Source organism: Acidovorax sp. 210-6 (assembly GCF_010020825.1).
Taxonomy (GTDB): domain Bacteria; phylum Pseudomonadota; class Gammaproteobacteria; order Burkholderiales; family Burkholderiaceae_C; genus Simplicispira; species Simplicispira sedimenti.
Genome location: NZ_JAACJE010000001.1, coordinates 2,645,229 through 2,664,821, shown reverse-complemented (window position 1 = coordinate 2,664,821; position 19,593 = coordinate 2,645,229). Strand labels below are relative to the sequence as shown.

Below are 19,593 nucleotides of genomic sequence, written 5' to 3'. Positions count from 1 at the left end.
GTATTTGGCTTTGATGTTCTTGCCGCCTGCACCCCGCGCAGCCGTGCGCGTACAGCCATGAGCCTGCTGCTGGCGCCCATGGAGGGCCTGCTCGACTTTGTGCTGCGCGACGTGCTCACCCGCATTGGTGGGGTGGATCGTTGCGTGTCTGAGTTCATCCGCGTAACCGGCACGCTGCTGCCCGACCGGGTGTTTCTGCGCCATGTGCCTGAACTGCAGACCGGCGGCCGTACCCTTAGCGGCGTGCCCGTGCGGGCGCAGTTGCTGGGCTCCGACCCCGCCTGCATGGCCGACAACGCAGCCCACCTGGCCTCGTTGGGCCCCGAGGGCATCGACCTGAATTTCGGTTGCCCGGCCAAGACGGTCAACCGCCACGGGGGTGGCGCTGCACTGCTGCAGGAACCCGAGCGCATTGCCGCCGTGGTGACTGCGGTGCGCCGGGCCGTGCCTGCGCACCTGCCCGTGTCGGCCAAGATGCGCCTGGGCTACCACGATGCCCGCCTGGCTGTGGCCTGTGCCCAGGCCATGGCCGACAGCGGGGCCTGTGAGATCGTGGTGCACGCGCGCACCAAGCTTGATGGCTACCGGCCCCCGGCCTACTGGGAGCACATCCCCGCCATCCGCGAAGCGGTGGCCGTGCCCGTGGTGGCCAATGGCGAGATCTGGACCGTGGAAGACGCCCTGCGCTGCCGTGCCGTGTCTGGCTGTACGGCGCTGATGCTGGGCCGCGGCATCGTGGCCGATCCGGGGCTGGCGCGGGCCCTGCGCGCCCAGGATGCAGGCCTGCCGGGCCAGGATGTGGTGGACTGGCCCATGCTGGTGCCGCACCTGCAGGACTTCTGGCGCCAGGTCTGCGAACGCCTGGAGCCCAACCAGCGCGCGGGTCGCCTCAAGCAGTGGCTCAACCTGCTGCGCCGCCGCTATCCTGAGGCCGAGCAGGCCTACCAGCAGGTGCGCACGCTGACCGACCAGCACGCCATCAGCCTGTGGCTGGATGCGCTGCCAGGGCAGGGCAGCGCGTAGCAGCGGGGCTTACCAGCGCACCTCGCGCTCGGGCGTGGCGCTGATCTTGTGGATGGACAGGTCGGCGCCGTCGTATTCCTCTTCCTGCGACAGGCGCAGGCCTACGGTGGCCTTGAGTGCACCGTACACCAGCGCTCCGCCCAGCAGGGCCCAGGACACGCCCATCAGCGTGCCGATGAGCTGCCCGGTGAAGGTCACGCCGCCCAGGCCGCCCAGCGCCTTGCTGCCGAAAATGCCAGCCGCCAGGCCGCCCCAGGTGCCGCACAGCCCGTGCAGCGGCCAGACGCCCAGCACGTCGTCGATCTTCCAGCGGTTTTGCGTGAGGGTGAACATGACCACGAAGATGGCTCCGGCCCCGGCACCCACGACCAGGGCGCCCAGCGGGTGCATCAGGTCGGAGCCTGCGCACACGGCCACCAGGCCCGCCAAGGGCCCGTTGTGGACGAAGCCGGGGTCGTTCCTGCCCAGCAACAGGGCGGTCAGCGTCCCGCCCACCATGGCCATGAGGGAGTTCACGGCCACCAGGCCCGAGACCTTGTCCAGCGTCTGCGCGCTCATCACGTTGAAGCCAAACCAGCCCACCACCAGCACCCAGGCGCCCAGCGCCAGGAACGGGATGCTGGAGGGCGGGTGGGCCGAGATCGCGCCGTCCTTGCGGTAGCGGTTGGAGCGCGAGCCCAGCAGCAGCACAGCGGGCAGCGCGATCCAGCCACCCACCGCATGCACCACCACGGAACCGGCAAAGTCGTGGAACTCCTCGCCCGTCAACGCCTTGATCCAGGCCTGCACACCGAAATGTTGGTTCCAGGCAATGCCCTCGAAGAAGGGGTACACCAGGCCCACGATGACGGCCGTTGCCATCAGTTGCGGCCAGAACTTGGCCCTTTCGGCGATGCCGCCGGAGATGATGGCGGGAATGGCCGCAGCAAAGGTCAGCAGGAAGAAGAATTTGACCAGCGCGTAGCCATTGAGCTGTGCCAGGCTTTCGGCGCCCACAAAGAAGTGGCTGCCGTAGGCCACGCTGTAGCCCAGGGCAAAGTAGGCCACGGTGGAAACGGAGAAGTCCACCAGGATCTTGACGAGTGCGTTGACCTGGTTCTTTTTGCGCACCGTGCCCAGTTCCAAAAAGGCAAAGCCAGCGTGCATGGCAAGCACCATGATGGCGCCCAGGAGGATGAAGAGGGTGTCCGTGCCCTGTTTGAGTGAATCCATGGTGGTCAGTGGGGTCGAAATTGATCCGTTGTGGTGCGCGGGCGGTGCCCGCAGCCTGAATGCACCGGGATAAAGCAAAATATGCGCCACGCTTGGGAATGAACTGTGGACAACAGCACTGGCTTGGTGCTGTCCCAGGTTGCTATCAAAACAATAGCTGCTTACGCAATGCAGACAAGCGTTAGAATGCGTTTTTACATAAATATGTTGATGCCGCAGGGTCTGATGGCTGCTGCGGCCTTGTGCTGTCTGTATGCAAACACCGGTTTCGCGCGCCCCTTGGATTGACACCCTCAAGGGCGCGGCCTGCATCGCCATCGTCTGGCACCACCTGGCGTTTTACGGTCCCATGTCCGATGTGGCTTTGCCGCTGGCGCCGAATCTGATCGCCTGGCTCTATGACCATGCGCGCCTGGCGGTGCAGGTGTTTCTGGTGCTAGGGGGCTATCTGGCCGCCAGCAGCCTGGCGCCGCAGGGTTGGGTGCGGTTTGACAGCGCGGCCGCGCAGATCGGCAAGCGCTTCGTGCGCTTGATGATTCCGCTGGCAGCGGCGCTGGCGGTGGCCATGGCGGCGGCGGCGCTGGTGCGGCCGTGGCTGGAGCATCCCAGTGTCCCCGATGCTCCCCGGTGGCCGCAATTGCTGGCGCATGTGCTGTTGCTGCAGGACCTGGTGGGAGAGGAGGCGCTCTCGGCCGGGGTGTGGTACGTGGCCATCGATTTCCAACTGTTTGCGGGTACCGTGCTCGTGCTGGCGGGCGTGCGCACGGCGCTGTCCCAGATGCCCCCGGTGGCGCAGGCACGGGCCGTACAGGCGGTGGTGCTGGTGGGCGTGGCCGCGTCGCTGTTCTGGGCCAACCTCCAGCCTGAGCTGGATGTGTGGGGACTGTATTTCTTTGGCGCCTATGGCCTGGGCATGCTGGCGTGCTGGGCCGTGCGTTCACCGCGTCCGGCGTGGTGGTGGGGGCTCATGGCTGCTCTGGCAGTGGCGGCCCTGGCATGGGACTATCGCAGCCGGATTGCGCTGGCTGCCGTCACCGCTTTGACCTTGGCGGTGTTGCTGCGCCAGGTGCCGCAGTGGCCTGCGGGGGCATGGGCCAGGGGCTTGCAGCGTGTGGGCCGGATGTCCTACTCGGTCTTTCTGGTCCACTTTCCGGTCTGCCTGCTGGTCAACGCCGCGTTTGCGCAGGCCTGGCCCACCCAGCCCGTGCCCAATGCCTTGGGCATGGGGCTGGCGTTCGTACTGTCGCTGGTGGCCGGGCGCCTGATGTTCCGCTGGGTGGAGCAGCCTGCACCGACCTGGATGCAGGCATTGCGCTGGCAGGCCGGCATGCTGGGCCTTGGGCTGCTGGTGCTGCAGGTCGAGGCGCTGTGGTGAGTCAGGGGTGGTCGTGGTCGGCAAAACCCGGTGTTTGCCGACCCTTGCGCCGCATGTCGATGAACCAGGCCATGAACGGCAGCAGCAGCATGGAACCCGGCACCACCCAGATGATCAGGTAGGGGCTGACAGACGATGCAGAGCGCATCACCTGGCGCAGGTGAGCGCGGTCTTCGGGGCTCCAGCGGCCCAGCCGACGTTGGCGCACCAGCCACACCACAGAGCCGCGCATGACGGCCATTTCACCGCGCAGACGGTTCTTCTCACGGTGGTTGCCTGCCAGAAACGAGCAAAACCACTCCGGCGCCCGTTCCATGCGGCGCTGAAATGCGCTGGTGGAGTTGGGGTCGAAGCTTGGGTCTTGCATTGGCTCGGGCGGGCAAGGGAGGTGCATGGGCGCGATTGTCGCTCCAAGCGGAGACTTTTGCACAGGAACAATGTCACACAGTGGCCCGGTGCGCAGCGGCCCCAGCGCCTGCGCAGGCTTCAATCAGCGGTGCAACTCGCCAGCGCTCTCTGGCTGGTAGATGATGGACTTGACCTTGACGGTCATGCTCTTGCCACCCGGGCCAGGCCAGGCCAGTTCATCCCCCACCGACAGGCCCAGCAACGCGCTGCCCACAGGGGCGAAGATCGACACACGGTCGGCACTGCCATCCATGTCACGTGGGTACACCAGGGTCAGGCAGAAATCCTTGCCCGTCTCCGCGATGGTGAACTGGACGGTGGAATTCATCGTCACCACGTTCGGCGGGATTTCCTCGGGTGCCACGACGTCGGCGCGGTCCAGTTCGGACTGCAGGTCTGCCTTGCCGGGGAAAACGCTGGCTGGAATGGCCGCCAGCAGGGCCTCGATGCGATCCAGGTCGAGCGAAGAAAGAATGATCTGGGGTTTCTTGGATGCCATGGCCAGCTCCGAAGGTTCAAAGGGCGCCACTGTAGTGCATGGGGAATCCCGCACTGCCGCTCATGGGTATGCGGCGTTGGGTGGCTTGAAAAAGAAAAAACCCGCCGGGTAGACGGGTTGCGGACAGGTCTGCGGCGCGCCGCGCTGCAGACCTGGAGTGCGATCAGATGTCGCGGCGGGGCGAGCCGGTGAACAGCTGGCGCGGACGGCCGATCTTGTACTCGGGGTCGCTGATCATTTCGTTGAGCTGTGCGATCCAGCCCACGGTACGGGCCAGGGCGAAGATGCCGGTGAACAGGTTCACAGGGATGCCGATGGCGCGCTGCACGATGCCGGAGTAGAAGTCCACGTTCGGGTAGAGCTTGCGCTGCACGAAGTAGTCGTCTTCCAGGGCAATCTTTTCGAGCTGCTTGGCCAGGGCGAACAGGGGGTCCTTTTCCAGGCCCAGTTCGGCCAGCACTTCATTGCAGGTTTCCTGCATGAGCTTGGCGCGCGGGTCGTAGTTCTTGTACACGCGGTGACCGAAGCCCATCAGCTTGACGCCGGAGTTCTTGTCCTTGACCTTCTCCATGAATTCGCCGACCTTGGCCACGCCGCCCATGGCCTGGATTTCTTCCAGCATGTTCAGGCAGGCTTCGTTGGCTCCCCCGTGGGCAGGGCCCCACAGGCAGGCCACGCCGGCGGCGATGGCCGCAAACGGGTTGGTGCCGGACGAGCCGCACAGGCGCACGGTAGAGGTGGAGGCGTTCTGCTCGTGGTCTGCGTGCAGGATGAAGATGCGGTCCATGGCCTTTTCGATGACCGGATTCACCTTGTAGTCCTCGCAAGGCGTGCCGAACATCATGCGCAGGAAGTTGCCTGCGTAGGACAGGTCGTTGCGGGGGTACATGTAGGGCTCGCCCTTGCCGTACTTGTACGCCATGGCCACCAGCGTGGGCATCTTGGCGATCAGGCGGATTGCGGCGATGTCGCGGTGCTGCGGGTTGTTGATGTCGGTGCTGTCGTGGTAGAAGGCCGACAGAGCGCCCACCAGACCGGTCAGCACGGCCATGGGGTGGGCATCGCGACGGAAGCCACGCAGGAAGAACTGCATCTGCTCGTTGACCATGGTGTGATTGATCACACGCTTGTGGAAGTCGGTGCGCTGTCCTTCGTCGGGCAACTCACCCTTGAGCAGCAGGTAGCAGGTGTCCAGGTAATCGCACTTGGTGGCCAGTTGCTCGATGGGATAACCGCGGTACAGCAGCTCACCCTTGTCGCCATCGATGTAGGTGATGGCGGACTGGCACGATGCCGTGGACAGGAAGCCAGGGTCGTAGGTGAACATGCCGGTTTGGGCATACAGCTTGCGGATGTCGATCACATCCGGGCCGATGCTGCCCTGGTACACCGGCAGTTCCACGCTGGGGCTGCCGTTACTGAACGACAGGGTGGCTTTGTTGTCAGCGAGCTTCATTGTTGCGTCCTTGTTGAGATGACCGAAGAGAGAGAGGCGTGGATGGTTTCAGGCCGGTGCCAGCGGCGGGTCGCTATGCCTGAGCATGCCCAGCACATCGCGTACCACAGGGGTGTCGAGAGCGCCTTCCGGTTCGCGCCGCCGCAGCAGCAGGTCCAGAAGGTCGTTGTCCGAGAGGTCCATCAGCGCGGCCAGGCCTTCGGCATGGCGTTGCGTCAGGGTGGACTCATACCGGGAGAAGAACCGCTCGATGAACAGGTCGTTTTCCAGCAAGCCGCGTCGGCAGCGCCAGTGCAGCTTGCTCAATGCGCGGGTATCCAGCAGTGCATCGCACGCTTCTCCCGCGGACATGGTGGTTGCTTCACCCATGGTGTGGTCGTGTCTTGCTTCAGATGGCGCGGCGCACCATCAATTCCTTGATCTTGCCAATGGCCAGCGCAGGCTTGAGGCCCTTGGGGCACACGTCCACGCAGTTCATGATGGTGTGGCAGCGGAACAGACGGTACGGGTCTTCCAGGTTGTCCAGGCGCTCGGCGGTGGCTGCATCGCGGCTGTCGGCAATGAAACGGTAGGCCTGCAGCAGGCCGGCGGGGCCGACGAACTTGTCGGGGTTCCACCAGAAGCTGGGGCAGCTCGTGGAGCAGCTCGCGCACAGAATGCACTCGTACAGACCGTCGAGCTCTTCACGCTCTTCGGGCGACTGCAGGCGCTCGCGCTCGGGCGGGATGCTGTCGTTGATCAGGTAGGGCTTGATCGAGTGGTACTGCTTGAAGAACAGCGTCATGTCCACGATCAGGTCGCGGATCACGGGCAGGCCCGGCAGCGGCTTGAGCACGATGGTGCCCGGCAAGGTGTTCATGTTGGTCAGGCAGGCCAGACCGTTCTTGCCGTTGATGTTCATCGCGTCGGAGCCGCAGACGCCTTCGCGGCAGGAGCGGCGGAACGACAGCGTGGGATCCTTCTCCTTCAGCTTGAGCAGTGCGTCCAGCAACATGCGCTCGTGGCCGTCGAGTTCGATCTCGACGGTCTGCATGTAGGGCTTGGCGTCCTTGTCCGGGTCGTAGCGGTAGATTTGGAATGTGCGTTTTTGCATGGCGATTCTCTCGTGGGGCAAGACCTGATCAGAACGTCCGAACCTTCGGGGGGACGCTGTCCACCGTCAGGGGCTTGAGGTTGACGGGCTTGTAGGTCAGGCTGTTGCTTTCCTTGTGCCACAGGGTGTGCTTGAGCCATTCCTTGTCGTTGCGGCCCAGCGGCGCATCGGCATCGTCGGCGGGCTTCTCGTAGTCGTACACGGTGTGGGCACCGCGGCATTCCTTGCGGGCGGCCGCCGACACCATGGTGGCCTGGGCAGCTTCGATCAGGTTGTCCACTTCCAGCGCCTCGATGCGCGCGGTGTTGAACACCTTGGACTTGTCCTGCAGCGTGATTTCTGCCACGCGCTCACGCAGGGCGGCGATCTTCTTCACGCCTTCATCCATGCTGGCCTGGGTGCGGAACACGCCAGCGTGCTGCTGCATGGAGGCGCGGATATCACCAGCCAGGGTCTGGGCATAGATGCCGCTGGTGGATTTTTCGAGCTGGTTGAGGCGTTCCAGCGTCCGGTCCGCAGCGTCCTTGGGCAGTGGCTTGTGGGTCTTCTGCTTGTTGTTGAACTCCACGATGTGGCGGCCAGCGGCCTTGCCGAACACCAGCAGGTCCAGCAGCGAGTTGGTGCCCAGGCGGTTGGCGCCGTGCACGCTCACGCAGGCGCATTCGCCCACGGCATAGAGCCCGTTGACGATGCGGTTGGCCGTGCCGTCGTGCGTGACGACCTGGCCATTCACGTTGGTCGGGATGCCGCCCATCTGGTAGTGGATGGTAGGCACCACGGGGATCGGCTCCTTGGTGATGTCCACGTTGGCAAAGTTGACGCCAATTTCGTACACCGAGGGCAGGCGCTTGTGGATGGTCTCTGCACCCAGGTGGTCGAGCTTGAGCAGCACGTAGTCCTTGTTGGGACCGCAGCCACGGCCTTCCTTGATTTCCTGGTCCATGGAGCGGGACACGAAGTCGCGCGGAGCCAGGTCCTTCAACGTCGGGGCGTAGCGCTCCATGAAGCGTTCGCCATTGCTGTTGAGCAGGATGGCGCCTTCGCCACGGCAGCCTTCGGTCAGCAGCACGCCCGCGCCGGCCACGCCGGTGGGGTGGAATTGCCAGAATTCCATGTCCTGCAGCGGGATGCCAGCGCGTGCGGCCATGCCCAGGCCGTCGCCGGTGTTGATGAAGGCATTGGTCGAGGCAGCGAAGATGCGGCCTGCGCCGCCCGTGGCGAACAGCACGGTTTTGGCTTCCAGGATGTACAGGTCGCCGGTTTCCATCTCCAGGGCGGTGACACCGACCACGTCGCCATCGGCGTCGCGGATCAGATCCAGCGCCATCCATTCGACGAAGAAGTTGGTGCGGGCCTTGACGTTCTGCTGGTACAGCGTGTGCAGCATGGCGTGGCCCGTGCGGTCGGCTGCGGCGCAGGCGCGCTGGACGGGTTTTTCACCATAGTTGGCGGTGTGGCCGCCGAAGGGGCGCTGGTAAATCGTGCCGTCGGGGTTGCGGTCGAACGGCATGCCGAAGTGTTCCAGCTCGTACACCACATTGGGGGCCTCGCGGCACATGAACTCGATGGCGTCCTGGTCGCCCAGCCAGTCGGAGCCCTTGATGGTGTCGTAGAAGTGGTAGTGCCAGTTGTCCTCGGACATGTTGCCCAGCGAGGCGCTCACGCCGCCCTGGGCGGCCACGGTGTGCGAGCGGGTGGGGAAAACCTTGGACAGCGAGGCCACGTTCAGGCCTGCGCGAGACAGTTCGAGCGCAGCGCGCATGCCGGAGCCGCCGGCCCCGACGATGACGACGTCGAACTTGCGTTTGGAGATGTTGGCTTGGGTGTAACTCATGGCTTAGCCTTGTTTTTCAGTGTGTGGGCGACGCTCAAAGACGCCACAGAACCTGGAAGCCCCAGCCTGCGCAGCCGACGAGCCAGACAATCGTGAAAACCTGCAGCGCCAACCGGATTCCGGCCGGCTTGACGTAGTCCATCCAGATGCTGCACATGCCGACCCAGGCATGCCAGGCCAACGCAACGATCACGGAGAAGGCCAGAAACTTCATCCATTGGGCGGCAAAAATACCTGCCCAGAGTGCGTAACCGATGTTGCCCTTGCTGAACACAAGCTGCGCGATCACGGTCAGGGTGAACAGGATCATGATGAGGGCGGTGATGCGCTGAACCAGCCAGTCGCGCCAGCCATAGTGGGCACCGACGACGGTGCGCTTGTAACCGTAGGTGGTCATGGGATTTCCTTCGAATGGGGGTGGATCAGTAAAGGCCAAACAGCTTGGCGCCCAGGACCGCTGTCAGGCCCAGGCTCACCACCAGGGCTGCGATGGCGGAAGACTTGGCGAAGGACTTGCTGATGCTGCCGTGGTCCACATCCATCCACAGATGGCGGATGCCTGCGCAGACATGGTGCAGGTAGGCCCAGATGATGCCCAGCGTGACGAGTTTGAACATCCAGCCGGGCACAAACCCCAGGCCGCTTTCAAAGGCCGCCTTGAAGCGGGCAAAGGAATACTCGGACGACAGGGAGGTATCGAACATCCAGACCAGCAGCGGCAGCAGCAGGAAGAGGATGGCTCCGCTGCCCCGGTGAAGGATCGAAACCCACGCACCCACCGTCATGCGGTAGGTGGTGAGATCCTTGAAGGCGTTGATGTTGCGGAATTCAGGCCTTTTTTTGGCTAGATCGGTCATGGCAAGGGCTTTCGTGGATGTAACTGCTTTGTAATTCTGTGCACGCAAGGACACAAAATTCTATTGCAACGCAGCAACCAGGGTTTGATGCAGATGGGATTTTGTGTTTTTTTCAACATCCAATCTGAATGCAAGGTCGTTGTCAGTTGAGTTCGTTGTGGTAATGGTGCGTGTCCGTGCGGTAGAGGCCGCGCCGTAACTCCATGGGAACATCGTTGTAAGTGAAGGCGATGCGCTCCACGCTCAGCAAAGGGGTATCAGGTGCCACCTGCAGCGCCTGCGCCTGCTCTGCGGTGGGGAGCACGGCCCGGATTTTTTCCTCGGCCCGGACCATGCGAACACCGAAGTCGAGTTCGAACATGGCATAGGTGGGGCCGGGATAGGCGGCAAGCTGGTTGGCCGAGAGTCCTTTGAAGGCTTGTCCCGGCAGCCAGATGTCTTCGAGAATCGTCGGCACGCCGCTGAAGGACAGGACACGCCGGGCCTGCATGACCGCGTCGCCGGTGCGCAGTCCAAGGGTTCGGGCCACGTCTGCGCTGGAGCGCACGCGCTTGCATTCAACAATATGGCGCTGTGCAGGGCCCTCGACACTGGCATCCCCGCTGTCAGGCATGAGCTTCAGAAAGCGGTACTGCACATGGCGCTCGGCGTGGGTGGCCACAAAGGTGCCCTTGCCCTGGCGGCGCGTTACCAGGTTCTCTGACGCCAGTTCGTCGATGGCTTTGCGCACCGTGCCCTGGCTCACCCGAAAGCGGGCGGCCAATTCCATTTCGCTGGGAATGGCTTCTCCGGGTTTCCATTCGCCCGCCTGCAGGCTTTGCAGGATCAGTCCCTTGATCTGTTGGTACAAGGGGCTGAACGCGGGTGCGGGCAGGCCTGCCTGGGGTAACTGCGGGGCGTCGGCGGTTTCGGTGGAGGCGGGGGGCAGGGAGGACATGGCTCTGCGTCGTTCGGGCCTTGATCATATCTTATATAAGACATAAGACAAATTGACGCAGTGCAGTATTCAAAGCTAGAATCCATACCTGTTTGCGGCGCGCACGTGTTGCTGGTAACAGGCGCAGGTGGCAACCGCTGCACATTCACCTGTTCCCTTCACTTCCTGGAGTTCCTACCATGAGCAAAAAGCCCGTCCGCGTGGCCGTCACCGGTGCTGCTGGCCAAATTGGCTACGCCCTTCTGTTCCGCATCGCCTCGGGCGAAATGCTGGGCAAGGACCAGCCCGTCATCCTGCAATTGCTCGAAATCCCGGATGAAAAGGCCCAGAACGCGCTCAAGGGCGTGATCATGGAACTCGAAGACTGCGCCTTCCCTCTGCTGGCTGGCATCGAAGCCCACAGCGACCCCATGACCGCCTTCAAGGACACCGACTACGCCCTGCTGGTCGGTGCCCGCCCCCGCGGCCCCGGCATGGAGCGTGCCGACCTGCTGGCCGCCAATGCTCAGATCTTCACTGCCCAGGGCAAGGCCCTGAACGCCGTGGCTTCGCGTAACGTGCGCGTGCTGGTGGTCGGCAACCCCGCCAACACCAACGCTTACATCGCCATGAAGTCGGCCCCCGATCTGCCGGCCAAGAACTTCACCGCCATGCTGCGCCTGGACCACAACCGTGCCGCCTCGCAGATCGCCGCCAAGATGGGCGTTGCCGTGGGCGACATCGAGAAGCTGGCCGTGTGGGGCAACCACTCGCCCACCATGTACGCCGACTACCGCTTCGCCACCGTGAACGGCAAGTCCGTCAAGGACACCATCAACGACCACGAGTGGAACGCCAATGTGTTCCTGCCCACCGTGGGCAAGCGTGGTGCCGCCATCATCGCCGCCCGTGGTCTGTCGTCGGCCGCTTCGGCCGCCAACGCCGCCATCGACCACATGCGCGACTGGGCCCTGGGCACCAACGGCAAGTGGGTCACCATGGGCATTCCGTCCAAGGGCGAATACGGCATCCCCGCTGAAACGATGTTTGGCTACCCCGTCACCTGCGAAGGCGGCGAGTACAAGATCGTCGAAGGTCTGCCGATCGACGCATTCAGCCAAGAGTGCATCAACAAGACCCTGGCCGAGCTCGAGGGCGAGAAGGACGGCGTCAAGCACCTGCTGTAAGCCGCGTCTTCCATGACCCATCCGCGCGACATCCTGCTGGGTGCCCAGGCGGCGGCGGGCCTGCTGCCGGTCTGTGACCACTACAGCGGTGCGCCCGCGCGGATGCGCAAGAGCCTGCAGTTGCAGGCAGAAATGATGCAGGAGTTCGGCGCTTGCGTCTTCGACGTGACGCTGGACTGTGAAGACGGCGCCCCTGTAGGTGCCGAGGTCGAGCATGCGGTGCTGGTGGCCGAACTGGCGCTGCACGAGGCTGCACCCGGCACCCGCGTGGCGGCCAGGGTCCACGCCGTGGACCACCCGGCCTTTGCCCAGGATGTGGACACCATTGTGGGCCGGGCAGGCCACCGCCTGTGCCACCTCATGCTGCCCAAGGTAGAGTCCGTGGAGGACATCGACCGCGCCGCACAACTGCTGGACCAGGCGGGTGCGCCGCATCTGGCGCTGCACGCATTGATCGAATCGCCTGCGGCCGTGCACCGGGCCTTTGACATTGCAGCACATCCGCGTGTGCAAAGCCTGAGCTTCGGGCTCATGGATTTTGTGTCCGCCCACGGTGGCGCCATTCCTGACTCCGCGATGGGCGTGCAGGGCCAGTTCACCCATCCCCTGGTGGTGCGCGCCAAGCTGGAAATCGCTGCTGCCTGCCATGCGCATGGCAAGGTGCCCTCGCACTGCGTGGTCACCGAATTCAGTGACGCTGCTGCTCTGCAGGCCGCAGCACAGCGCGTGGCACTCGAACTGGGCTACACACGCATGTGGAGCATCCACCCGGCGCAGATTCGGCCTATCCTCGAAGCCCTTTCGCCATCGCAGATGTCCGTGGACAAGGCGGCGCACATTGTTGCCGCTGCCGCCCGTGCCCACTGGGCGCCCATCAGCATCGAGGGCGTGCTGCACGACCGCGCAAGCTACCGCTACTACTGGCAGTTCCTGGAGCGGGCCCACGCCACGGGAAGGACTTTGCCGCCCGAGGTGCAGACCTGGTTTGTATCATCGCGCTGCTGAAACCTTGCAACATGGAGACCGCAATGACCAAAACCCTTCTTGCTGCGGCGCTGCTGGCGCTGATGCCCGGCCTGACCCTGGCGCAGGCCAGCCAGGCCAAGACCACCGCCAAGACAAACACCGCCGCCAAGGCAAGCCCCACCAAGACCGCCGCGAAGCCGACGGCCAAAAAGGAAGTGGTGGCCAAGGCCAAGCCCACCAGCAGCCGCCAGCAACTGCACACGGCGGCCGTTCAGGTGGCCACGGGTCTGATTGCTGCACGAGAAGCACTCTCCCCGGACGAGTTGGCCATGGCGAAGCGCGTGTATGTGGGCCAGATGGCGTGCGAGCTGGGTGCATCGGTGAATGTCACCAGCGATCCCCAGGCCCCAGGACACTTCCACCTGGAAGGCAAGGGCTTTCGCTTCCATATGGCCCCCGTGCTCACCAGCACCGGCGCCGTGCGCCTGGAAGACCCCAAGGCTGGTGCCGTCTGGCTCCAGATTGCCAACAAATCCATGCTCATGGATCAGAAACGCGGACAGAGACTGGCCGATGACTGCATGAGCCCCGAACAGGTGGCGGTGGCCGAGACGCTGAAGAAGGCGCCCGCCCCGAACCTGCTTGAACCGTCACCGACCAAGTAAGCCTTTCCTACTGGTCCGCACCCCAACGCCCCCGATACCACAAAGACCCAACCGGAGAAACCACCATGTTGCAAGCCTACCGTGAACACGCCGCAGAGCGCGCTGCCCTTGGCATTCCGCCACTGCCCCTGGATGCCAAGCAGGTATCCGCACTGATCGAGCTGATCAAGAACCCGCCCGCAGGCGAAGAAGCGTTCCTGATGGACTTGCTGACCCACCGCGTGCCCCCGGGCGTGGACGATGCCGCCAAGGTCAAAGCCAGCTTCCTGGCCGCCGTGGCCCACGGTGACATCAAAGTTGGTTTGATCTCCAAGGCCAAGGCCACCGAGCTGCTGGGCACCATGGTGGGTGGTTACAACGTGCACCCCCTGATCGAGTTGCTCGACGACACCGAAGTGGCCGGTGTGGCTGCGGATGCGCTGAAGAAGACGCTGCTGATGTTCGACTTCTTCAACGACGTCGCCGCCAAGGCCAAGGCGGGCAACGCCAAGGCCCAGGAAGTGATGAAGTCGTGGGCCGACGCCGAGTGGTTCACCAGCCGCCCCGAAGTCGAGAAGAAGATCACCGTCACCGTGTTCAAGGTGCCGGGCGAGACCAACACCGACGACCTCTCGCCCGCGCCCGATGCCTGGAGCCGCCCGGACATTCCGCTGCACTACCTGGCCATGCTGAAGAACACGCGCCCCGATGCGGCCTTCAAGCCCGAGGAAGACGGCAAGCGCGGCCCCATGCAGTTCATCGAAGACTTGAAGAAGAAGGGCAACCTCGTCGCCTACGTGGGTGACGTGGTCGGCACCGGCTCTTCGCGCAAGTCCGCCACCAACTCCGTGATCTGGGCCACCGGCCAGGACATCCCGTTTGTTCCGAACAAGCGCTTCGGTGGCGTGACCCTGGGCGGCAAGATCGCTCCCATCTTCTTCAACACGCAGGAAGACTCCGGCTCCCTGCCCATCGAAGTGGACGTGACCAAGCTGGAAATGGGCGACGTGATCGACGTGCTGCCCTACGACGGCAAGATCGTCAAGAACGGCGAAACCGTGGCCGAGTTTGCGCTCAAGAGCCAGGTGCTGCTGGACGAAGTGCGCGCCGGCGGCCGTATCAACCTGATCATCGGCCGCTCGCTCACCGCCAAGGCCCGTGAGTTCCTGGGCTTGCCCGCGAGCACCGTGTTCCGCCTGCCCGTGGCCCCCAAGGACACCGGCAAGGGCTTCACGCTGGCGCAGAAGATGGTTGGCCGTGCCTGCGGCCTGCCTGAAGGCCAGGGCATTCGCCCCGGTACCTACTGCGAACCGAAGATGACCACCGTGGGCAGCCAGGACACCACCGGCCCCATGACCCGTGACGAACTGAAGGACCTGGCCTGCCTGGGCTTCAGCGCCGACCTGGTGATGCAGTCCTTCTGCCACACGGCCGCCTACCCCAAGCCCGTGGATGCCAAGATGCACCGCGAGCTGCCCGCCTTCATCTCCAACCGTGGCGGCGTCGCCCTGCGCCCCGGTGACGGCGTGATCCACTCCTGGCTGAACCGCCTGCTGTTGCCCGACACCGTGGGCACCGGCGGCGACTCGCACACCCGTTTCCCGATCGGTATTTCCTTCCCTGCAGGCTCCGGTCTGGTGGCCTTCGGCGCCGCCACCGGCGTGATGCCCCTGGACATGCCCGAATCGGTGCTGGTGCGCTTCAAGGGCCAGATGCAACCCGGCGTCACGCTGCGTGACCTGGTGCATGCCATCCCCCTGTACGCCATCAAGCAAGGCCTGCTGACCGTGGCCAAGGCCGGCAAGAAGAACATCTTCTCGGGCCGCGTGCTGGAAATCGAAGGTCTGCCCGACCTGAAGGTGGAGCAGGCGTTCGAGCTGTCCGACGCTTCGGCCGAGCGCTCCGCCGCCGGTTGCACGATCAAGCTCAACCCCGAGCCGGTCAAGGAGTACCTGCGTTCCAACATCGTGCTGATGAAGAACATGATCGCCGACGGTTATGCCGACGCCAAGACCCTGGCACGCCGCATCGAGAAGGTCGAAGCCTGGCTGGCCAAGCCCGACCTGCTCGAAGCCGACAAGGACGCCGAATACGCGGCCGTGATCGAGATCGACCTGGCCGACATCAAGGAACCCATCGTCTGCTGCCCCAACGATCCGGACGACGCCAAGTTCATGTCCGAAGTGTCGGGCACCAAGATCGACGAGACCTTCATCGGTTCGTGCATGACCAACATCGGCCACTTCCGTGCTGCAGCCAAGCTGCTCGGCGGTGCACGCGACATTCCGGTCAAGATGTGGGTGGCACCTCCCACCAAGATGGATGCGTCCGAGCTGATGAAGGAAGGCCACTACGCCAACTTCGGCGCTGCCGGTGCCCGTACCGAAATGCCCGGCTGCTCGCTGTGCATGGGCAACCAGGCCCAGGTGCGTGAGGGTGCCACCGTCATGTCCACCTCCACCCGCAACTTCCCCAACCGTCTGGGCAAGAACACCAACGTGTTCCTGGGCTCGGCCGAGCTGACGGCGGTGTGCTCGAAGCTGGGTCGCATTCCCACCGTGGCCGAATACCAGGAAGCCATGGGCATCATCAACAAGGATGCCGCCAGCGTGTACAAGTACATGAACTTCGACCAGATCGAAGAGTACGCGGAAGTCGCCAAGAACGTGACGGCCTGAGGCTCTGCCCAGCCACCACTGCAGCGGCCCTTCGGGGCCGCTTTTTTTATCGGTCGGCGGATGCTGCGCACACACGGGCTTGCTAAGCTGGGCGCATGTCCACATCTGCCCCCATGTCCTGGCCTGTCCGTATCGGGACCCTGCTTTTCAGCGCGGTGTTTGCCGCAGGGTTTGGCGCTGGCGGCTTTTTTGTGGGCCTGCTGCCGCTGTACCAGACCTTCAGCGCGGCCTGGGAAGTGCGTTCCTGGCAGAGCGTGCCCGCACAGGTGCTGGAAGCGCAGCTGGACCGCCGCCGGGACAGCGAAGGCTCCGAAACCTACGCGGTGCGCGTGCGCTACCGCTACCAGGTGGGGGCCCAGACCTACGAGTCGCAGCGCGTGGGGCTCGATGCCCAGGGCCATAGCGACAACGTGGGCGACTGGCACGCCCAGTGGCACCGCCGTTTGCAGGCAGCGCAGTCCAGCGGGCAGGCGCTCACGGCCTGGGTCAACCCCAGTGAGCCGGCCCAGGCGCTGCTCGACCCGCACATCCGCTGGCCCATGCTGTTGTTCCGGCTGCCCTTTGCGCTGGTCTTCACCGCAGTCGGGTTGGCGGCTGCATGGTTCTTCTTCAAGGCCTTGCGCGGTCCGTCAGGGCAGGCCACCCCAGCGGCGGATGCCGCTGCGGGGCTTCAGCGCATGGGGCGGTCGGTGCGCCAATCCGCAGGCATGCTCTGGTTCTTTGCGCTGTTCTGGTGCGGGCTGTCGTTTCCCATTGCAGCCTTGTTCTGGATGCAAGAGGGGCCCTGGTTCGTCAAGATCTTCCTGTTGCTGTTTGTGCTGGTCGGGCTCGGGCTCATCGCCTGGGCCGGCCAGCAGACACGCCTGGCCTGGCGCCATGCGCACACGGCCCTTGCCTTGCGCCCCGCCACGCCGCGTGCGGGCGAGCCGCTGGAGGTCACGCTGAACCTGCCAGAGCGTGCCCTGCGCGGCAGGGCCCCGGAGCCCCTGGTGCTGCGGTTGGCGCAGTACCGGGTGGACGACTCGGGTTCGGGCGAAACCCGGCGGCTGGTCGAACACCTGGAGCAGCAGGCACAGCCTCTGCCCTTGCCCGATGGCAGTGCGCGCCTGGTGGCACGCTTTACCCTGCCCGACGATGCGCCAGCCCATGGCGCGCGCCGTTCGGGCGAGCGCGTGGATTGGCGGCTGGAGCTGATGCAGGCCGCTGGCGGGGTGGAACTGTCGCACGACATTGCGGTACAAGGCAGCAGCACGCCTGCTGCACAAGACCGCTTTGCGCTGCGCAGCGATTGGAACCAGGAGCGGCCCGTCGGCCAGACGGGCCGCAGTGCGGGGCTGTCAGACTGGCCCGCCCAGGCCGGGACGGTGGAGACCGCCGACTACCAGGGGCTGGAGTTTTCCCAGACGGGCTCGCGCTGGGTGGCTGCCGTGCTGCTGCTGCCGTTTGCCGTGTTGCTGCTGCTGTGGGCGCAGGAATGGGCGCCCCGGCTGTCCTTGCACCAGCGCTGGACTGCATGGCCCCTGTGGGGGCTGGGCATTGTGTTGGCCCTGATCCTGCACCGCGCCACCCGGCGCTGGCGTGTGCTGGTGCACGACCAGGGGCTGGCGGTTCAGCGGGTGTCCTGGCTGTGGTCGCTCCAGTTCAGCTTGCCACCCAATGCGCTGGACCACCTGAGCACCCAGCTCAACTACTCGGCCAGCACCAGGGGCGGCGACATGCAGGAATACCACGCCGTGATCGCGCGCGAAGCCGACAGCGCCAAGGCCCGGCGCATCACGCCCGGCGTGGCGGGCGAGGAGGGGGCGCAAGCCGTGGCCCAATGGTTGCAAGGCGCCTGGCACGACCGTGCCGGTCGCTTCACGCCGGGGCAAGGCCGCAGCCTTCAGTCCGGACACTCCCGTCCGCGCTGGGGCTGGCTGCTGTGGGCGGCCTTGATGGCGACCCTGGTGCTGGGGGTGCGCGGCGGTTGATGGGCTCAGGATGCCGCGTATTCCGTGGCCTATGAATCAAATTGGCCTATAGCGCCCGTAAAATAAGCGCTAGTAGCTATAAAAATCATAGCAAACGTGCTATCAACGCCCCTTCGGCAGGCCCTTCCAGCGGAATGCGCACGCGCAGCGGGCTGCCCGAGGCGAATTGCAGTTCCTCGCCCTCCAGGCCGCGCATCTGCGTGAGCTGCACCAGGCGGTTGCCCTGGGGGTGGATGATTTCCAGCGTGTCGCCCACATTGAAGCGGTTTTTCGTTTCCACCTCGGCCCAGCCGTCCTGCACGGCCTTGACCTCGCCGACGAACTGGCTGCGCCGGGACTCGGAGCTGCCGGTTTCGTAGTTCTGGTAGTCGTTGGCGGGGCGGCGTTCCAGAAAACCGGCGGTGTAGCCGCGGTTGGACAGGCCTTCGAGCTCGGTGATGAGCTCGGGGTTGAACGGGCGGCCGGCCACGGCGTCGTCGATGGCGCGGCGGTAGATCTGCGCGGTGCGCGAGACGTAGTACTGGCTCTTGGTGCGGCCCTCGATCTTGAGCGAATCGACGCCGATCTGCACCAGGCGCTGCACATGCTCCACGGCGCGCAGGTCCTTGCTGTTCATGATGTAGGTGCCGTGCTCGTCTTCCATGATGGGCATGAGCTGGCCCGGTCGTTCCTTTTCTTCCAGCAGATAGACCTTGTCGGCCAGCGGGTGGCGCTCGCCACCGCCGCACGAGGCGAAGGCGGTGTTGCCTTCCTCCTGCGCCTGGTTGAAGTTGAAGTCGCCCTCCATGCGCGCGGCCATGGCCTCGCCGGTGTTCGGGTCCACGGCGGCTTCTTGCGTGGCGTAGTTCCAGCGGCAGGCGTTGGTGCAGGTGCCCTGGTTGGGGTCGCGCCGGTTGAAGTAGCCCGAGAGCAGGCAGCGGCCCGAGTAGGCGATGCACAGCGCGCCGTGCACGAACACCTCCAGCTCCATGTCCGGGCATTCCTGGCGGATTTTCTCGATCTCGTCCAGGCTCAGTTCACGCGAGAGGATGATGCGCGAGACCCCCGCCTTTTGCCAGAACTTGACCGTGGCGTAGTTGGTGGTGTTGGCCTGCACGGAGAGGTGGATTTCGGTCTCGGGCCATTTTTCCTTGACCATCATGATGAGGCCGGGGTCGGCCATGATGAAGGCGTCGGGCTTGCAGGCGATGACGGGTTCGATGTCGCGCAGGTAGGTGCGCACCTTGTCGTTGTGCGCAATCAGGTTGCTGGTGACGAAGAACTTCTTGCCGCGCGCGTGGGCCTCTTGGATGCCCTGTGCGATCTGCTCCAGGCGGAACTCGTTGTTGCGCGCGCGCAGGCTGTAGCGCGGCTGGCCGGCATACACGGCGTCGGCGCCGAAGTCGTAGGCGGCGCGCATTTTTTCGAGCGAGCCGGCGGGCAGCAGCAGTTCGGGGCTTTTCAGGGTCATGGTGCGTGATTGTCTGTCAGGTGCT

Annotated in this window: 18 protein-coding genes; 7 read left to right on the top strand and 11 right to left on the bottom strand. The window is 64.5% G+C overall.

Annotation, left to right across the window (positions count from 1 at the left end; genetic code table 11):
• The first annotated feature begins 57 nt into the window (after window positions 1–57).
• Window positions 58–1,023 carry a tRNA-dihydrouridine synthase gene (locus GWK50_RS12305; protein WP_162016783.1) on the top strand — a complete coding sequence of 322 codons (966 nt, stop codon included), beginning with the start codon at window positions 58–60 and terminating at the stop codon, window positions 1,021–1,023.
• A gap of 9 nt (window positions 1,024–1,032) precedes the next feature.
• Here the strand turns inward: GWK50_RS12305 and GWK50_RS12300 are convergent, their stop codons facing one another.
• Window positions 1,033–2,235, bottom strand: a complete 1,203-nt coding sequence (locus tag GWK50_RS12300) for an ammonium transporter (protein ID WP_162016782.1) — start codon at window positions 2,233–2,235, stop codon at window positions 1,033–1,035.
• A 253-nt stretch (window positions 2,236–2,488) separates the two neighbouring features.
• Between GWK50_RS12300 and GWK50_RS12295 the strand changes: the two genes are divergently transcribed.
• Complete coding sequence (locus GWK50_RS12295; RefSeq protein WP_162016781.1) at window positions 2,489–3,610, top strand: acyltransferase family protein; 1,122 nt, start codon at window positions 2,489–2,491, stop codon at window positions 3,608–3,610.
• 1 nt (window position 3,611) lies between these two features.
• Here the strand turns inward: GWK50_RS12295 and GWK50_RS12290 are convergent, their stop codons facing one another.
• From GWK50_RS12290 to GWK50_RS12250, 9 genes are all read right to left on the bottom strand, one after another.
• Entirely contained in the window at window positions 3,612–3,977 is a 366-nt protein-coding gene (locus GWK50_RS12290) for a hypothetical protein (protein ID WP_242455366.1), read from the bottom strand.
• A 123-nt stretch (window positions 3,978–4,100) separates the two neighbouring features.
• Window positions 4,101–4,517, bottom strand: coding sequence for a nucleoside diphosphate kinase regulator (gene rnk, locus GWK50_RS12285; protein WP_162016779.1), 417 nt, complete (start codon window positions 4,515–4,517; stop codon window positions 4,101–4,103).
• A gap of 163 nt (window positions 4,518–4,680) precedes the next feature.
• Window positions 4,681–5,973, bottom strand: a complete 1,293-nt coding sequence (locus GWK50_RS12280; protein ID WP_162016778.1) for a citrate synthase — start codon at window positions 5,971–5,973, stop codon at window positions 4,681–4,683.
• A 48-nt stretch (window positions 5,974–6,021) separates the two neighbouring features.
• Complete coding sequence (locus GWK50_RS12275) at window positions 6,022–6,324, bottom strand: succinate dehydrogenase assembly factor 2 (RefSeq protein WP_162018105.1); 303 nt, start codon at window positions 6,322–6,324, stop codon at window positions 6,022–6,024.
• Between the two features lie 37 nt (window positions 6,325–6,361).
• Window positions 6,362–7,066 carry a succinate dehydrogenase iron-sulfur subunit gene (locus GWK50_RS12270; protein WP_162016777.1) on the bottom strand — a complete coding sequence of 235 codons (705 nt, stop codon included), beginning with the start codon at window positions 7,064–7,066 and terminating at the stop codon, window positions 6,362–6,364.
• Between the two features lie 28 nt (window positions 7,067–7,094).
• Window positions 7,095–8,900, bottom strand: a complete 1,806-nt coding sequence (gene sdhA / locus GWK50_RS12265) for a succinate dehydrogenase flavoprotein subunit (RefSeq protein ID WP_162016776.1) — start codon at window positions 8,898–8,900, stop codon at window positions 7,095–7,097.
• A 34-nt stretch (window positions 8,901–8,934) separates the two neighbouring features.
• Complete coding sequence (gene sdhD, locus GWK50_RS12260; protein ID WP_162016775.1) at window positions 8,935–9,297, bottom strand: succinate dehydrogenase, hydrophobic membrane anchor protein; 363 nt, start codon at window positions 9,295–9,297, stop codon at window positions 8,935–8,937.
• 25 nt (window positions 9,298–9,322) lie between these two features.
• Complete coding sequence (sdhC, locus tag GWK50_RS12255) at window positions 9,323–9,757, bottom strand: succinate dehydrogenase, cytochrome b556 subunit (RefSeq protein WP_162016774.1); 435 nt, start codon at window positions 9,755–9,757, stop codon at window positions 9,323–9,325.
• A gap of 142 nt (window positions 9,758–9,899) precedes the next feature.
• Window positions 9,900–10,694: a GntR family transcriptional regulator gene (locus GWK50_RS12250; RefSeq protein ID WP_162016773.1), complete on the bottom strand. Its 795-nt coding sequence runs from the start codon at window positions 10,692–10,694 to the stop codon at window positions 9,900–9,902.
• Between the two features lie 179 nt (window positions 10,695–10,873).
• Between GWK50_RS12250 and GWK50_RS12245 the strand changes: the two genes are divergently transcribed.
• The 5 genes from GWK50_RS12245 to GWK50_RS12225 all read left to right on the top strand — a co-directional run bounded on the left by GWK50_RS12245 (window position 10,874) and on the right by GWK50_RS12225 (window position 18,118).
• Window positions 10,874–11,860 carry a malate dehydrogenase gene (locus GWK50_RS12245; RefSeq protein ID WP_162016772.1) on the top strand — a complete coding sequence of 329 codons (987 nt, stop codon included), beginning with the start codon at window positions 10,874–10,876 and terminating at the stop codon, window positions 11,858–11,860.
• Window positions 11,861–11,872: 12 nt separating this feature from the next.
• The gene (locus GWK50_RS12240) at window positions 11,873–12,865 is read left to right on the top strand and encodes an aldolase/citrate lyase family protein (protein WP_162016771.1); all 993 of its coding nucleotides are present in this window, start codon (window positions 11,873–11,875) and stop codon (window positions 12,863–12,865) included.
• Between the two features lie 23 nt (window positions 12,866–12,888).
• Complete coding sequence (locus GWK50_RS12235) at window positions 12,889–13,491, top strand: hypothetical protein (protein WP_162016770.1); 603 nt, start codon at window positions 12,889–12,891, stop codon at window positions 13,489–13,491.
• A 65-nt stretch (window positions 13,492–13,556) separates the two neighbouring features.
• Window positions 13,557–16,148: a bifunctional aconitate hydratase 2/2-methylisocitrate dehydratase gene (gene acnB / locus GWK50_RS12230; protein WP_162016769.1), complete on the top strand. Its 2,592-nt coding sequence runs from the start codon at window positions 13,557–13,559 to the stop codon at window positions 16,146–16,148.
• A gap of 95 nt (window positions 16,149–16,243) precedes the next feature.
• The gene (locus GWK50_RS12225) at window positions 16,244–18,118 is read left to right on the top strand and encodes a DUF3592 domain-containing protein (protein WP_162016768.1); all 1,875 of its coding nucleotides are present in this window, start codon (window positions 16,244–16,246) and stop codon (window positions 18,116–18,118) included.
• An 85-nt stretch (window positions 18,119–18,203) separates the two neighbouring features.
• On the opposite strand, the gene yegQ is transcribed toward GWK50_RS12225, so the two are convergent.
• On the bottom strand, window positions 18,204–19,568 hold the full coding sequence (gene yegQ / locus GWK50_RS12220; RefSeq protein WP_162016767.1) for a tRNA 5-hydroxyuridine modification protein YegQ: 1,365 nt from the start codon (window positions 19,566–19,568) through the stop codon (window positions 18,204–18,206).
• Window positions 19,569–19,593 lie beyond the last annotated feature (25 nt).

Excerpts from the sequence above, each read along its gene's own strand:
- GWK50_RS12305 (WP_162016783.1), top strand. The coding sequence starts at position 58 with ATGAGCCTGCTGCTGGCGCCCATGGAGGGCCTGCTCGACTTTGTGCTG.
- GWK50_RS12300 (WP_162016782.1), bottom strand. The coding sequence starts at position 2,235 with ATGGATTCACTCAAACAGGGCACGGACACCCTCTTCATCCTCCTGGGC.
- GWK50_RS12295 (WP_162016781.1), top strand. The coding sequence starts at position 2,489 with ATGCAAACACCGGTTTCGCGCGCCCCTTGGATTGACACCCTCAAGGGC.
- GWK50_RS12290 (WP_242455366.1), bottom strand. The coding sequence starts at position 3,977 with ATGCAAGACCCAAGCTTCGACCCCAACTCCACCAGCGCATTTCAGCGC.
- rnk (WP_162016779.1), bottom strand. The coding sequence starts at position 4,517 with ATGGCATCCAAGAAACCCCAGATCATTCTTTCTTCGCTCGACCTGGAT.
- GWK50_RS12280 (WP_162016778.1), bottom strand. The coding sequence starts at position 5,973 with ATGAAGCTCGCTGACAACAAAGCCACCCTGTCGTTCAGTAACGGCAGC.
- GWK50_RS12275 (WP_162018105.1), bottom strand. The coding sequence starts at position 6,324 with ATGTCCGCGGGAGAAGCGTGCGATGCACTGCTGGATACCCGCGCATTG.
- GWK50_RS12270 (WP_162016777.1), bottom strand. The coding sequence starts at position 7,066 with ATGCAAAAACGCACATTCCAAATCTACCGCTACGACCCGGACAAGGAC.
- sdhA (WP_162016776.1), bottom strand. The coding sequence starts at position 8,900 with ATGAGTTACACCCAAGCCAACATCTCCAAACGCAAGTTCGACGTCGTC.
- sdhD (WP_162016775.1), bottom strand. The coding sequence starts at position 9,297 with ATGACCACCTACGGTTACAAGCGCACCGTCGTCGGTGCCCACTATGGC.
- sdhC (WP_162016774.1), bottom strand. The coding sequence starts at position 9,757 with ATGACCGATCTAGCCAAAAAAAGGCCTGAATTCCGCAACATCAACGCC.
- GWK50_RS12250 (WP_162016773.1), bottom strand. The coding sequence starts at position 10,694 with ATGTCCTCCCTGCCCCCCGCCTCCACCGAAACCGCCGACGCCCCGCAG.
- GWK50_RS12245 (WP_162016772.1), top strand. The coding sequence starts at position 10,874 with ATGAGCAAAAAGCCCGTCCGCGTGGCCGTCACCGGTGCTGCTGGCCAA.
- GWK50_RS12240 (WP_162016771.1), top strand. The coding sequence starts at position 11,873 with ATGACCCATCCGCGCGACATCCTGCTGGGTGCCCAGGCGGCGGCGGGC.
- GWK50_RS12235 (WP_162016770.1), top strand. The coding sequence starts at position 12,889 with ATGACCAAAACCCTTCTTGCTGCGGCGCTGCTGGCGCTGATGCCCGGC.
- acnB (WP_162016769.1), top strand. The coding sequence starts at position 13,557 with ATGTTGCAAGCCTACCGTGAACACGCCGCAGAGCGCGCTGCCCTTGGC.
- GWK50_RS12225 (WP_162016768.1), top strand. The coding sequence starts at position 16,244 with ATGTCCACATCTGCCCCCATGTCCTGGCCTGTCCGTATCGGGACCCTG.
- yegQ (WP_162016767.1), bottom strand. The coding sequence starts at position 19,568 with ATGACCCTGAAAAGCCCCGAACTGCTGCTGCCCGCCGGCTCGCTCGAA.